The organism is Enterobacter sp. GER_MD16_1505_Eko_090, from assembly GCF_003331015.1.
GTDB classification, from domain to species: Bacteria; Pseudomonadota; Gammaproteobacteria; order Enterobacterales; family Enterobacteriaceae; genus Enterobacter; species Enterobacter roggenkampii.
In genome coordinates, this window is the sequence record NZ_PUQF01000008.1 from 57,365 (window position 1) to 71,916 (window position 14,552).

Genomic DNA, 14,552 nt, shown 5'->3' on the forward strand with positions numbered 1-14,552 from the left:
CTTACAGCGGCTGCGTCTGCGCCTCAACCACCGCCAGCGCCACCATATTCACGATACGGCGCACGGAGGCAATCGGCGTTAACACATGCACCGGCTTCGCCACGCCCATCAGCACCGGTCCTACGGTCACCCCTTCAGAGCTGGAGACGCGCAGCAGGTTATAGCTGATACGCGCCGCTTCCACGTTCGGCATAATCAGGATGTTTGCCGATCCCTTCAGCGGGCTGTCAGGCATACGTTCGTTACGGATGCTCTCCACCAGCGCCGCATCGCCGTGCATTTCCCCGTCAATCATCAGCTCCGGCGCGCGCTCGCGCACCAGCGCCAGCGTCTGACGCATTTTGCACGCCGCCGCTGATTTGGACGAACCGAAGTTAGAGTGCGACAGCAGCGCCACCTTCGGCTCGATACCGAAGCGGCGCACGGTCTCGGCGGCCATCACGGTGATCTCCGCCAGCTCGTCCGGGCTCGGATCGTCGTTAACATAGGTGTCAGCGATAAAGGTGTTCCCGCTCGGCAGCAGCAGGGCGTTCATCGCCCCGGCGGTATGGACGCCGTCGCGATAGCCGAAGATCTCCTGCACCACGCTAAAGTGCTCGTGGTAGTCGCCGATGGTGCCGCAGATCAGCGCATCCGCCTCGCCGCGATGGACCATGATCGCGCCGATCACCGTCGTGTTGCTGATGACGGCTTTCTGCGCCTGCTCCTGGGTGATCCCCCGGCGTTTCATGATCGCGTAGTATTCGCTCCAGTACTCTTTGAAGCGCGGATCGGATTCGTTGTTGACGATCTCGAAGTCGACGCCCGGCTTAATCTGCAGGCCCAGCTTCTGGATACGCATTTCAATCACTCTCGGACGACCAATCAGGATCGGTTTCGCCAGGCCTAAGGTGATCAGCTCTTGGGTGGCGTGCAGCACGCGCGCCTCTTCCCCTTCCGCCAGCACCACGCGCTTCGCGTCGGCGCGCGCCTGAGAGAAGATCGGCTTCATGAACAGGTTGGTTTTATAGACAAACTCGGTGAGCTTATCGACGTAAGCGTCGAAGTCTTCAATCGGGCGCGTCGCCACGCCGGAATCCATCGCCGCTTTTGCCACCGCAGGGGCAATTTTGACAATCAGACGCGGGTCGAACGGTTTTGGAATGATGTAGTCCGGACCAAAGCTCAGATCCTGATCGCCATAGGCTGAGGCAACCACTTCACTCTGCTCGGCGTGGGCCAGCTCCGCAATGGCGTGCACCGCGGCCAGCTTCATCTCTTCGTTGATCGCCGTCGCGCCAACGTCCAGCGCGCCGCGGAAGATGAACGGGAAGCAGAGCACGTTGTTCACCTGGTTCGGGTAGTCGGAACGCCCGGTGCAGATAATGGCGTCTTCACGCACCGCTTTCGCCAGCGGCGGCAGAATTTCCGGCTCAGGGTTCGCCAGGGCCAGGATCATTGGCGCGCGCGCCATCTTCTTCACCATCTCCTGGGTCAGCACTTTCGGACCCGAGCAGCCGAGGAAGATATCCGCGCCGTCAATCACGTCCTCAAGCGTGCGCTTGCCGTCGTCTTCTACCGCATACGCCGCTTTGGTTTCCGCCATGTTCGGCTCGCGATCTTTGTAAATCACGCCCTTGGAGTCGCAGACCACAATGTTGTGTTTCTGCATACCCAGCGCCACCAGCAGGTTCATACAGGCGATGGCCGCGGCGCCAGCGCCGGAGACCACCATGCGCACGTCGGAGAGATTTTTCTCTACCACGCGCAGGCCGTTGAGAATGGCGGCGGTGCTGATAATGGCCGTTCCGTGCTGGTCGTCATGGAACACGGGAATGTTCATACGCTCGCGCAGCTTCTGCTCGATATAGAAACATTCCGGCGCTTTGATGTCTTCCAGGTTGATCCCGCCGAAGGTCGGCTCCAGCGCGGCCACCACGTTGATGAATTTGTCAGGATCGAGCTCGTCCACCTCGATATCAAACACGTCGATACCGGCGAATTTCTTGAACAGCACCCCCTTGCCTTCCATCACCGGCTTACCGGCCAGCGCGCCGATGTTACCGAGACCCAGTACCGCCGTGCCGTTAGAGATCACGGCAACAAGGTTGCCGCGCGCGGTGTATTTATAGGCCGCCAGCGGATCTTTTTCGATCTCCAGACACGGGGCCGCCACGCCCGGCGAGTAGGCCAGCGCCAGATCGCGCTGTGTCGCCAGCGGCTTGGTTGGGGAGACCTGAATTTTGCCCGGGACAGGGAACTCGTGAAAATCGAGGGCACTCTGTTTCAACTGCTCATCCATCTTATTTTTCCTTTCACGTATCGGTCAAAAGGGTGACGAAAACGATCCGGTTGCACACCCTGGTGTGCCGCCTAGTATCGCCTCAGGCCGCCTCCTAAACTTTGAAGGCTGCCAAACTCTCACCATCACACATTAAAAATTGTTATCAATTTATAACAGCCATGTTACCCGTCTCAAAAGCAATGCCTCCCCCGTCTGCTATGCTTTTTTGTTAAGTCCATCATGATTTTCTCAGAAGTGTGAACTAACGCACTCAGCTAACGCTTTTATTTCCAAGGAGTAATCATTTATGAACCAGCTAGACGGCATCAAACAATTCACCACGGTGGTGGCAGACAGCGGCGATATCGAGTCGATTCGCCACTATCAGCCGGAGGATGCGACCACTAACCCTTCGCTACTGCTCAAGGCAGCCGGGCTTACCCATTTTAGTCATCTCATTGATGACGCCATTGCCTACGGAAAACAGCGCGGGAAGACGCAGGAGCAGCAGGTCGCCGAAGCCAGCGACAAGCTGGCAGTTAATTTTGGTGCGGAAATTCTTAAAAGCATTCCGGGGCGCGTCTCGACTGAAGTTGACGCACGCCTCTCGTTCGATAAAGAAAAGAGCATCAACAAGGCTCGCCGCCTGGTGGAACTCTACCAGGAGCAGGGGATCGATAAATCACGCATTCTGATCAAGCTGGCGTCGACCTGGGAAGGCATCCGCGCGGCAGAGGTGCTGGAAAAAGAGGGAATTCACTGCAACCTGACGCTGCTGTTCTCCTTTGCCCAGGCGCGCGCCTGTGCCGAAGCGGGCGTGTTCCTGGTGTCACCGTTTGTTGGCCGCATCTACGACTGGTACCAGGCGAAACAGCCGATGGATCCGTACGTGGTGGATGAGGACCCGGGCGTGAAATCGGTGCGCAATATCTACGACTACTACAAGCAGCATCGCTACGAAACCATCGTGATGGGGGCCAGCTTCCGCCGTACCGAGCAGATCCTCGCCCTGGCGGGCTGCGACCGCCTGACCATCTCCCCTAACCTGCTCCAGGAGCTACAGGACAAAGAAGAGACGGTCATCCGCAAGCTGATCCCCACCTCTACCGTTCTGCCAAAACCGAAAGCCATGACCGAAGCCGAATTCCGCTGGGAGCACAATCAGGACGCCATGGCCGTGGAAAAACTGGCGGAAGGTATCCGCCTGTTCGCCGTCGACCAGCGCAAACTTGAAGATCTTCTCGCTGCCAAACTTTAACCTTGCCACGGAGTGAACTATGTCCCGTATAGAGCTCGCCAATGCCATCCGCGCCCTCAGCATGGATGCCGTGCAGAAAGCCAATTCTGGCCATCCCGGCGCACCGATGGGCATGGCCGATATTGCCGAAGTGCTGTGGAACGACTTCCTGAAGCACAACCCTAACGATCCCACCTGGTACGACCGTGACCGCTTTATTCTCTCCAACGGCCACGCCTCGATGCTGCTCTACAGCCTGCTGCACCTGTCCGGTTACGATCTGCCGCTTGAGGAGCTGAAAAACTTCCGCCAGCTGCACTCCAAAACCCCGGGGCACCCGGAGATCGGCTATACGCCGGGCGTGGAAACCACCACCGGGCCGCTCGGTCAGGGGCTGGCAAATGCGGTCGGGCTGGCGATTGCCGAGCGTACGCTGGCGGCACAGTTCAACCAGCCGGACCACGAGATTGTCGATCACTACACCTACGTGTTTATGGGTGACGGCTGCCTGATGGAGGGGATTTCCCATGAGGTCTGCTCCCTGGCGGGCACCCTGGGGCTCGGCAAGCTGATTGGCTTCTACGATCACAACGGCATCTCCATCGACGGGGAAACCGAGGGCTGGTTCACCGACGACACGGCAAAACGCTTCGAGGCCTACCACTGGCACGTGGTGCACGAGATCGACGGCCACGATCCTGAGGCGGTGAAAAAAGCGATTCAGGAAGCGCAGAGCGTGAAGGACAAACCGTCCCTGATTATCTGCCGCACGGTTATCGGCTTCGGCTCGCCGAACAAGGCGGGCAAAGAAGAGGCGCACGGCGCGGCGCTGGGTGACGAAGAAGTGGCGCTGACCCGGCAGAAGCTGGGCTGGAAATACCCGCCGTTTGAAATCCCGAAAGAGATCTACCGGGCGTGGGATGCCCGTGAAGACGGTGAGAAAGCCCAGCAGGCCTGGAACGAGAAATTCGCCGCCTACAAAAAAGCGTACCCGGAACTGGCCGCCGAGTTTTCCCGGCGCATGAGCGGCGGTCTGCCGGAGGACTGGGACGATAAAACCCAGGCGCTGATTGAAAACCTGCAGTCCAACCCGGCAAAAATCGCCACCCGTAAGGCGTCGCAAAACACCCTGAATGCGATTGGCCCTCTCCTTCCTGAGCTGCTGGGCGGCTCGGCGGACCTGGCACCGAGTAACCTGACCATCTGGTCGGGCTCGAAATCGCTGAAGGAGGATATTGCCGGGAACTATATCCACTACGGCGTGCGCGAGTTCGGGATGACCGCGATCGCCAACGGCATCGCCCACCACGGCGGCTTCGTGCCCTACACCGCCACCTTCCTGATGTTCGTCGAGTACGCCCGTAACGCGGCGCGCATGGCAGCGCTGATGAAGGCGCGGCAGATTATGGTCTATACCCACGACTCCATCGGTCTGGGAGAAGACGGCCCCACCCACCAGGCGGTTGAACAGCTGGCGAGCCTGCGTTTAACGCCCAACTTCAGCACCTGGCGCCCGTGCGATCAGGTCGAAGCGGCGGTGGGCTGGAAGCTGGCGGTAGAACGCCATAACGGCCCGACGGCGCTGATTCTGTCACGCCAGAACCTGACGCAGATTGAGCGCACGCCGGAGCAGGTGAAAAACATTGCCCGCGGCGGCTATATCCTGAAAGACAGCGGCGGCAAGCCGGACGTGATCCTGATTGCGACCGGTTCCGAGGTGGAAATCACGGTGAAAGCGGCGGAAAAACTGACCGCCGAAGGCCACGCGGTGCGCGTGGTGTCCCTGCCCTCAACGGATATCTTTGACGCCCAGGACGAGACGTACCGGGAATCGGTGCTGCCCTCTAACGTCGCGGCGCGCGTGGCGGTGGAGGCCGGTATTGCCGACTACTGGTACAAGTATGTCGGGCTCAAAGGGGCGATTGTTGGGATGCGGGGCTACGGTGAGTCCGCCCCTGCCGACAAGCTGTTCCCGTACTTCGGCTTTACCGTTGAGAACGTGGTAGAGAAGGCGCTGAGCGTGATTTAGTGCGGTCTGCGTTGCCGGGTGGCGGCTACGCCTTACCCGGCCTACAAAACCACCAAACCGTAGGCCGGGTAAGCGACAGCGCCACCCGGCAAAAAGCTACCGCGTGATCCACAGCGTGGGCCAGGCGTCTGGCCCATTCCAGTTATCACAGCTGGGTTCCTCGGCATAGCGCACCAGGCGGAAACGCTGGCCGTCAAACCGCCAGCGCGTCTGGATCCCACAATCCCCCATACCGCGCCCCAGCGAGAGCGTGGTCAGCTCGCGCGTCTTTTCATCAAAGCTGGCGTTCATCAACTCGATTTCGCTGCTGTCGCCTGACGGCGTAAACGGCAGACGCAGCCTCACGCTGCGGGCAGAGAACGGTTTTTTACGTGACACCAGCCACGCCAGATCGACCGTGTTATAGGCCCCCGCCTCGCAGCTGACGATCAGCAGCGCTTTGTCATCGGTTAACGCGGTGACGCGCACTTCGCGACGGTTAGGATCCAGCGAACACTGGCTGCTGTTCATCCTGCCGGTACCATAATCCAGCAGATCGTTCAGTTCTGCGTGGGAAAGCGGTGTTGGGGTAGGATTAACGATCGCCACCTTTTTCAGGGCAGGTGCGGGCGGCACGCTTAACGGCGGATCGTCACCTTTCTTGATCCACGCGGTTTCGCTGCCAACGCGCTTTTGCTGGGCATCAATGAACAGCAGCGCGGCTTTCAGACCGGCCAGTGAAATCACCTGCTTACCGCCTCGCAGAGTCAGGGCTTTTCCTTCCTGGATGTTTTTCAGAAAGGCGGTGATGGTGGCCGCATCGTCCGTTTTCAGATGCCAGGGGGTGAGCTGCCAGCGCTGTTTGTCGAGCTTCAGGGGAACATTATCCAGCAGCAGCCGCGGGGCAATATCCGGCTCTTTCACGGAGGGGGTATCAAGACCGCCGAGATCGATACGCAGCGTGGCATCCGTTTTCGCCCCGGCGCTCCGGGTGAGCGTCATGACCAGACCGCGGTGTTCGCCCGTGTTGCGGGCAAGGCAAAAGTTCTGGTTATTGCAGGTCACCTGCCAGTCAGAGAAGGCTTGCTGCGCGGGTGCAGCCCGCACCTGCGGCGCGAGGAGCACACAAAACAGGGAAAATAAAAAGACGCTGTAGCGCATGAATGACACAATCCCGGAACGAAAACGCATAACAGGGCAGTATCTTCGTGTTCCCGCCGGGGTTGCTCAATCGGATTTATCAGATATACCTGAAAAACAGGCTATATCCGTTCGAAAGGGGTGTTCATCAGCCCGGTTGTCTGTAAATACTGCAGCAATATCACCGCTTTACCATCCCTGATTTCGCCTGAACGCACCATCTCCAGCGCTCGGGCAAAAGGAAGCTCCAGCACGTCGATATCTTCATCCTCTACGCCACCGCCCCGGTGCGTGCGCTGTGCGTCGCTGTATTCAGCAATGAAGAAATGGACAATTTCCGTCACGCCGCCCGGGGACATGTACAGCTCGAAGACCTTTTTGACCTCGCCCACTTCAAAGCCGGTCTCTTCGACGGCCTCTTTGCGGATGCAGACTTCCGGCTCATCGTCATCGAGCAGGCCCGCGCAGGTTTCAATCAGACGTCCGTCAGGATTGCCATTGACCCATGTTGCCACCCTGAACTGACGGATCAGCACCACGCTCTGCTTTTCACGGTTATAGAGCAGGATGGTTGCTCCGTTACCACGGTCATAGACCTCGCGCTTGTGGCGGATCACTTCACCGTTGTTACGTGTAAGATCATAGGTGATGTTACGCAGGACAAAGTAGTTTTCAGAGAGAATTTTGTCTTTGATAACGTCAATTTTCAGGGTCATACGGGCTCCACGGCACAATGAGTCGTCCTATACTACGCCGTGAATCCCGCTTTGTCGTCCGCCGGATTAATGATGTTGTGGTACATCAACTCCCAGCCAGTCGAGTATCCCCTGCGCGGCATGACGCCCTTCCGCCATCGCGGTGACGACCAGATCCGCGCCGCGTACCGCATCGCCCCCGGCGAAGATCTGCGGGTTGGTCGTCTGGTAACGATAGCGGCTCTCGACCGAGGCCACGATCCGCCCCCAGTCATCCGTTTCGACACCCTGCGCCTGCAGCCACGGCATCGCGTGCGGATTAAAGCCAAACGCCATGATGACTGCATCCGCGGCCATCACAAACTCGCTGCCCGCCACCGGAACGGGCCGACGACGCCCCTGCGCATCCGGCTCACCGAGCGCGGTACGCAGCATCCGGATACCGTTGACCTTACCGTTCGGATCCAGCGTCAGCTCAACCGGCTGGACGTTAAACTCAAATGACGCCCCCTCTTCTCTGGCGTTCTGCACCTCTTTCTTCGAGCCCGGCATGTTGGCCTCATCCCGACGATAGGCGCAGGTGACCGTCGCCGCGCCGTGACGTAACGCCGTGCGGACGCAGTCCATCGCGGTATCGCCTCCACCCAGCACCACCACGTTCAGGCCACGGGTGTCGATGAACGGCTCGCTGGCCGTCGCCTCCAGCCCCATAACATGCCGCGTGTTGCCCACCAGGAAAGGCAGCGCGTCGTAGACCCCTGGCGCATCCTCGTTCGGAATACCCGCCTTCATCGAACGATAGGTACCCACGCCAATAAACAGGGCGTCGTAATCGCTCTTGAGCTGCGACATCGACACGTCCTGGCCCACCTCGCAGTTCAGCTCGAAGCGGATCCCCATCGCGGTAAAGATCTCTCTGCGCCGCGCGAGCAGCGATTTATCGAGCTTAAATGCCGGGATGCCAAAGGTTAGCAAACCGCCGATCTCCGGATGCCGGTCATAGACCGTCACGCTCACGCCGCGGCGCGCCAGCACGTCGGCGCACGCCAGCCCGGCGGGCCCCGCGCCGACAATCGCGACACGTTTACCTGACGGCGTGACGGCGGACATATCCGGCCGCCAGCCCATCGCCAGCGCCCGATCGGAGATGTAGCGCTCGATGTTGCCGATCGTCACGGCCCCCGCCGCGTCACGAAGCGTGCAGGCTCCCTCGCATAACCGGTCCTGCGGGCAGACGCGACCGGTAATTTCAGGTAAACAGTTGGTCTGATGAGAAAGCTCGGCCGCGCCGGTGATATCCCCCGCGTTGAGGCGCTCAATCCACTGCGGGATGTGGTTGTGCAGCGGGCAGGTCCATTCGCAAATGCTGTGCTCTCCGCACTTCAGGCAGCGCGACACCTCGCGGGCGGCCTGTTCGGCCCGGAACGGCAGGTAAATTTCGTTAAAATGGCCCACGCGCTCTGCGCCAGCCAGCTTGTCGGGCTCGCCGCGGGGCGGGGTCGTTTGCATCTGCTGCAGTTTGGTACGCGGCGCGTCCACGCTGACGGCCTCGGCACCATGCCAGGGCTGTGCCTCCAGGCAGGCCGTGCGCTGTCGGCGCGATTTCGCCAGTTTTTCCAGCGCGGCGGGCGTCGCCAGGGAGAGGGCATCCGCCGGGCAATTTTCGATACAGGCCGGGCCGTGTGGACGCGTCAGACAGAGATCGCATTTATTCGCCGAGGCCTTCACGCTGCCATTGTCGAGCGGAGTGACGATAATCTCCATCGTGCCAAACGGGCAGGCCACCACGCAGGCCTTACAGCCGATGCATTTTTGTTGATTCACCTGTACGCTGTCATCGCATTTGCTGATGGCGCCGTTCGGGCAGCTTTGCGCGCAGGGTGCATTTTCGCAATGATGACAGGTCACGGGGTGGCTCTTCTCGCCGGATCTCAGGACCGTGATACGGGGATGAAAATGGCGCTCGCTCAGGGCATGCTGCTCACCGTTGTGCGCCATCACGCAGGCGACTTCGCAGGCGCGACACCCAATGCACTGCTGGCTGTTAGCCATAATAAAACGATTCATAACCACACCTGTTTTTGGTTCAATAACCTTTCTCTTTATAAGAGTATGGTATTTACGCATCACGGTGCGTTCGGGCAATGTTCAAATGCCTGAAGCGCCCAATTATTTCCAGTGAACCTGTGGCAGATCAATTTTATTCAGAGAGCCGTTCTGTGACCGTTAAACGACCCGTTTCCGGAAGCCTTGCCTGGGCTTTCTTTTCGATCATTGCCCTATCCGTACTCAGCAGCACCGTCGCGTTGCTGACGCTGGCCAGCAGCCAGCGCGATGCCGAAGCCATCAACATCGCTGGCTCACTGCGCATGCAGAGCTATCGTCTGGGCTACGAGATGCAGCGCAACAGCCCTTCCCTTGCGGCACATCGCGAGAGCTGGCAACAGACGCTCGGCGCGCCTGCCCTGCAGAAGCTGAACCGCTGGTATGTCCCGGACAATGTGAAAGCACGCTATCAGCAGCTGCATGTGGCCTGGCAGGAGATGGATGCGCATATCGCCCGCGGCGACAGCGCGTGGTACCAACGCAATATTGAGGATTTTGTCGGCCGCATTGATGCCTTTGTGCTCGCCCTCCAGCACTACACCGAACATAAAATTCAAACGGTCACCCTGCTCTCGCTGGCTGGCGCACTCGGGATCCTGCTGCTGACGCTGTTTACCCTGCGTCGCATCCGTCGCCAGGTGGTGCTGCCGCTGAACAACCTGGTGGCGGCCAGCGAACGCATTGAGCGCGGCGAGTTTGCCACCCCTGCGCCGGATAGCGCCCTGCCGAACGAGCTGGGGCAGCTTTCGCGCGCCTTTAACCACATGTCGGCCGAGCTCGATACACTCTACCGTTCGCTCGAAGCCTCGGTTGCGGAAAAGACGCGGCACCTGCACGAAGCCCACCAGCAGCTCGACATGCTGTTTAAGTGCTCGCAGGCGCTCAATACCGGCCAGATAGACAGCCACTGTTTCCGGCATATCCTGCAGATTGTCCATGACTATACGCAGATGAATTATCTGGAACTGCGCACCAGCGACGACTGGCGGCTGTGCGAAGGGACGGAGGCTGAGGGTATCCCTCTGCAAAACCTGCCGGTACTGATGCAGGACACGCTCTACGGCGAGCTGCGCTGGCAAAGCGAGGCGGACAGCGTCCCCCTTCCGCTGATGAGAAGCGTGGCGACCATGCTCGGGCGCGGGCTGTACTTTAACCAGGCGCAAAAGCATTACCAGCAGCTGCTGCTGATGGAAGAGCGCGCCACCATTGCCCGCGAGCTGCACGATTCGCTGGCGCAGGTGCTGTCGTATCTGCGCATTCAGCTTGCACTGCTCAAACGCGCCGTGCCGGAAGAAAATACCCAAGCGCAGGCCATTATCACCGACTTCTCCCGCGAGCTGAACAATGCCTGGCAGCAGCTGCGCGAGCTGCTGACCACCTTCCGCCTGACGTTGAACCACGCGAATTTACCCGCGGCGCTGCAGGAGTCACTCGATGCCCTGCAGAGCCAGACGCAGGCGAAACTGCATCTCGACTGCCGCCTCTCCTCGCTGGCGCTCGACGCGCAAAAGCAGGTGCATCTGTTACAGATCGTGCGTGAGGCGGTGTTGAATGCCATTAAGCACGCGCAGGCCAGCGAGATCACCGTGAGCTGCGTGACCGCAGCGGACGGTACGCACAGCGTCAGCATTCGCGACAACGGCATCGGGATTGGCGAGGCCAGCGAGCCGCCGGGACATTACGGTCTGAACATTATGCGCGAACGCGCGCAGCGGCTTGGAGGAGTGCTGCACTTTTCACAGCCGCAAAACGGCGGCACGCTGGTCAGCGTGACGTTTCCGGCGCCCACGCCGTTAACGGGTAAATAACGGTAAAGAGGGAAGCGCAGGGAAAAGCGCATGATAATTTACACTATCTCCTTTATTTCTCCACGTTTGACCTGGGCCTTACCGCTAAAGTTATGCGGGCAATAAACAATAATGACGTGCAGCAAAACGAGGTCACACTTTCATGGCGAATTTTTTCATCGATCGCCCCATTTTTGCCTGGGTGCTTGCCATCCTGTTGTGTCTGACAGGTGTCCTGGCGATTACGTCACTTCCCGTTGAGCAATACCCCGACCTGGCACCGCCGAACGTGCGCGTCACCGCAAACTACCCCGGCGCATCGGCACAGACGCTGGAAAATACCGTGACGCAGGTTATCGAGCAGAACATGACGGGTCTGGATAACCTGATGTACATGTCCTCGCAAAGCAGCGCCACGGGACAGGCGACGGTGACCCTGAGCTTTAAGGCGGGCACCGACCCGGACGAAGCGGTGCAGCAGGTCCAAAACCAGCTGCAGTCGGCGATGCGCAAGCTGCCCCAGGCAGTGCAAAACCAGGGCGTGACCGTGCGCAAAACCGGCGATACCAACATATTGACCATCGCCTTTGTCTCAACAGATGGCTCGATGGATAAACAGGACATCGCGGACTACGTCGCCAGTAATATTCAGGATCCCATCAGCCGTATCAACGGCGTCGGGGATATCGATGCCTACGGCTCACAGTACTCCATGCGTATCTGGCTCGATCCCAACAAGCTGAACAGCTACCAGATGACGGCGACCGACGTGACGGATGCTATCAAAGCCCAGAACGCCCAGATTGCCGTGGGGCAACTGGGGGGAACGCCTTCCGTTGATAAGCAAGCCCTGAACGCCACCATCAATTCGCAATCCCTGCTGCAGACGCCGGACCAGTTCCGCAATATCACCCTGCGCGTGAATCAGGACGGGTCGGAAGTGCGTCTGGGCGATGTCGCCACGGTGGAAATGGGTGCCGAAAAATACGACTACCTGAGCCGCTTTAACGGCAATCAGGCTTCCGGTCTGGGGATTAAACTGGCCTCCGGCGCGAACGAAATGGCGACGGCAAAACTGGTGTTAGATCGTCTGGACGAGCTTTCGCAGTATTTCCCGCACGGGCTGGAGTACAAAGTCGCCTATGAAACCACCTCCTTCGTTAAAGCCTCCATTGAGGACGTGGTGAAGACTCTGCTCGAAGCCATCGCGCTGGTGTTCCTGGTCATGTACCTGTTCCTGCAAAACTTCCGCGCGACGCTGATCCCCACCATTGCCGTCCCCGTCGTGCTGCTGGGGACCTTTGCGGTGCTCTACGCCTTCGGGTACAGCATTAATACCCTGACGATGTTTGCGATGGTGCTGGCAATCGGCCTTCTGGTGGATGATGCCATCGTGGTGGTTGAAAACGTCGAGCGCATTATGAGCGAAGAAGGGCTCTCTCCGCGCCAGGCGACGCGCAAGTCCATGGGGCAAATTCAGGGGGCGCTGGTCGGGATTGCGATGGTGCTGTCGGCCGTCTTTATCCCGATGGCCTTCTTTGGCGGCACCACCGGGGCGATTTATCGCCAGTTCTCGATCACCATCGTCTCGGCGATGGTGCTCTCCGTGCTGGTCGCGCTGATCCTCACCCCCGCGCTGTGCGCCACCATTCTGAAACCGCTGCACAAAGGGGAGCATCACGGGCAGAAAGGGTTCTTCGGCTGGTTTAACCGGATGTTCAACCGCAACGCCGCGCGCTATGAATCTGCCGTTGGTCGCGTACTGCACCGCAGCCTGCGCTGGATGATGATTTACGTTGTGCTGCTGGGCGGGATGGTGTGGCTGTTCCTGCACCTGCCCACCTCGTTCCTGCCGATGGAAGACCGGGGGATGTTCACCACCTCGGTGCAGCTTCCGAGCGGCGCAACGCAGCAGCAGACGCTGAAAGTGGTGCAGAAAGTGGAGCAGTACTTCTTCACCAAAGAGAAAGATAACGTTGTCTCGGTCTTCTCCACCGTCGGTTCCGGCCCGGGCGGAAACGGGCAGAACGTTGCCCGCATGTTTGTCCGCCTGAAGGACTGGGACGAACGCGATACCCGGACGGGCACCTCGTTTGCCATCATTGAACGTGCGACAAAAGCCTTTGCGCACATCAAAGAAGCGCGCGTCTTTGCCAGCAGCCCACCGGCGATAAGCGGCCTGGGCAGTTCAGCCGGGTTTGATATGGAGCTGCAGGATCACGCCGGGGCGGGCCACACGGCGCTGATGGCCGCACGCGATAAGCTGTTAGCGCTGGCAGGCAACGATCCCGGCCTGACCCGCGTTCGCCATAACGGCCTCGACGACAGCCCGCAGCTTCAGGTGGATATCGATCAGCGTAAGGCGCAGGCGCTGGGTGTGTCGATCAACGATATCAACGACACCCTGCAAACGGCGTGGGGGTCGAGCTATGTGAATGACTTTATGGATCGCGGCCGCGTGAAAAAAGTGTATGTCCAGTCCGCCGCGCCGTTCCGCATGCTGCCGGATGATATTAACCGCTGGTTTGTCAGAAATAATGCTGGCGGCATGGTGCCGTTCTCCGCCTTTGCCAGTTCGCACTGGGAGAGCGGATCGCCACGCCTGGAACGCTATAACGGCTACTCTGCGGTTGAAATCGTCGGGGAAGCCGCGCCGGGCGTCAGCACCGGTACCGCCATGGACACCATGGAAAAACTGGTGCAACAGCTGCCCGCCGGTTTTGGTCTCGAGTGGACGGCCATGTCTTACCAGGAGCGTCTCTCAGGGGCGCAGGCCCCCGCCCTTTACGCGCTCTCGCTGCTGGTTGTCTTCCTCTGCCTTGCCGCCCTGTATGAGAGCTGGTCGGTCCCGTTCTCGGTCATGCTGGTCGTGCCCCTTGGGGTTATCGGTGCGCTGCTCGCAACGTGGATGCGCGGCCTGGAGAACGATGTCTACTTCCAGGTGGGCCTGCTCACCGTCATTGGGCTGTCGGCGAAAAACGCCATTCTGATCGTTGAGTTTGCTAACGAGATGAATGCCAAAGGCCACGAGCTGATGGCCGCCACGCTGCACGCCTGCCGTCAGCGCCTGCGTCCGATCCTGATGACCTCGCTGGCGTTTATTTTTGGTGTACTGCCGATGGCGACCAGCACCGGTGCAGGTTCCAGCAGCCAGCATGCCGTCGGCACGGGGGTGATGGGCGGCATGATTTCGGCCACCATCCTGGCCATTTACTTCGTTCCGCTGTTCTTTGTACTGGTGCGTCGCCGCTTCCCGCTAAAGGAACGTCCTGAGTAAGTGGTTGAAATAAAAAAAGGCGGCTTTATCGGCCGCCTT

At 59.5% G+C, this 14,552-nt stretch carries 8 protein-coding genes; 4 read left to right on the forward strand and 4 right to left on the reverse strand.

Annotated features, from left to right (window positions below; genetic code table 11):
* Nucleotide 1: 1 nt before the first annotated feature.
* The gene (maeB, locus tag C6A40_RS10970) at nucleotides 2-2,281 is read right to left on the reverse strand and encodes an NADP-dependent oxaloacetate-decarboxylating malate dehydrogenase (protein WP_114191281.1); all 2,280 of its coding nucleotides are present in this window, start codon (nucleotides 2,279-2,281) and stop codon (nucleotides 2-4) included.
* A 289-nt stretch (nucleotides 2,282-2,570) separates the two neighbouring features.
* On the opposite strand from maeB, the gene tal reads away from it, so the two are divergent.
* Nucleotides 2,571-3,521: a transaldolase gene (tal, locus tag C6A40_RS10975; RefSeq protein WP_008501618.1), complete on the forward strand. Its 951-nt coding sequence runs from the start codon at nucleotides 2,571-2,573 to the stop codon at nucleotides 3,519-3,521.
* A 19-nt stretch (nucleotides 3,522-3,540) separates the two neighbouring features.
* Nucleotides 3,541-5,529, forward strand: coding sequence for a transketolase (tkt, locus tag C6A40_RS10980; RefSeq protein WP_045335295.1), 1,989 nt, complete (start codon nucleotides 3,541-3,543; stop codon nucleotides 5,527-5,529).
* A gap of 96 nt (nucleotides 5,530-5,625) precedes the next feature.
* Here tkt and C6A40_RS10985 read toward each other — a convergent pair whose 3' ends face one another.
* From C6A40_RS10985 to aegA, 3 genes are all read right to left on the reverse strand, one after another.
* The gene (locus C6A40_RS10985) at nucleotides 5,626-6,669 is read right to left on the reverse strand and encodes a DUF1176 domain-containing protein (RefSeq protein ID WP_045335351.1); all 1,044 of its coding nucleotides are present in this window, start codon (nucleotides 6,667-6,669) and stop codon (nucleotides 5,626-5,628) included.
* Nucleotides 6,670-6,770: 101 nt separating this feature from the next.
* Entirely contained in the window at nucleotides 6,771-7,364 is a 594-nt protein-coding gene (gene nudK / locus C6A40_RS10990) for a GDP-mannose pyrophosphatase NudK (RefSeq protein ID WP_025912781.1), read from the reverse strand.
* A 66-nt stretch (nucleotides 7,365-7,430) separates the two neighbouring features.
* Nucleotides 7,431-9,410 (reverse strand): formate-dependent uric acid utilization protein AegA, encoded by a 1,980-nt coding sequence (gene aegA, locus C6A40_RS10995; protein ID WP_045335298.1) that lies wholly within the window; start codon nucleotides 9,408-9,410, stop codon nucleotides 7,431-7,433.
* A gap of 152 nt (nucleotides 9,411-9,562) precedes the next feature.
* Here aegA and narQ point away from each other — a divergent pair, with 152 nt between their 5' ends.
* Together narQ and acrD are read left to right on the forward strand one after the other, a co-directional pair.
* Nucleotides 9,563-11,257: a nitrate/nitrite two-component system sensor histidine kinase NarQ gene (gene narQ / locus C6A40_RS11000; RefSeq protein ID WP_045335352.1), complete on the forward strand. Its 1,695-nt coding sequence runs from the start codon at nucleotides 9,563-9,565 to the stop codon at nucleotides 11,255-11,257.
* A gap of 142 nt (nucleotides 11,258-11,399) precedes the next feature.
* Entirely contained in the window at nucleotides 11,400-14,513 is a 3,114-nt protein-coding gene (acrD, locus tag C6A40_RS11005) for a multidrug efflux RND transporter permease AcrD (protein WP_008501624.1), read from the forward strand.
* The last annotated feature ends 39 nt before the right edge of the window (nucleotides 14,514-14,552 follow it).

What these genes read in the sequence shown, in the direction of transcription:
- maeB (WP_114191281.1), bottom strand. Translation starts at nt 2,281, where the DNA reads ATGGATGAGCAGTTGAAACAGAGTGCCCTCGATTTTCACGAGTTCCCT.
- tal (WP_008501618.1), top strand. Translation starts at nt 2,571, where the DNA reads ATGAACCAGCTAGACGGCATCAAACAATTCACCACGGTGGTGGCAGAC.
- tkt (WP_045335295.1), top strand. Translation starts at nt 3,541, where the DNA reads ATGTCCCGTATAGAGCTCGCCAATGCCATCCGCGCCCTCAGCATGGAT.
- C6A40_RS10985 (WP_045335351.1), bottom strand. Translation starts at nt 6,669, where the DNA reads ATGCGCTACAGCGTCTTTTTATTTTCCCTGTTTTGTGTGCTCCTCGCG.
- nudK (WP_025912781.1), bottom strand. Translation starts at nt 7,364, where the DNA reads ATGACCCTGAAAATTGACGTTATCAAAGACAAAATTCTCTCTGAAAAC.
- aegA (WP_045335298.1), bottom strand. Translation starts at nt 9,410, where the DNA reads ATGAATCGTTTTATTATGGCTAACAGCCAGCAGTGCATTGGGTGTCGC.
- acrD (WP_008501624.1), top strand. Translation starts at nt 11,400, where the DNA reads ATGGCGAATTTTTTCATCGATCGCCCCATTTTTGCCTGGGTGCTTGCC.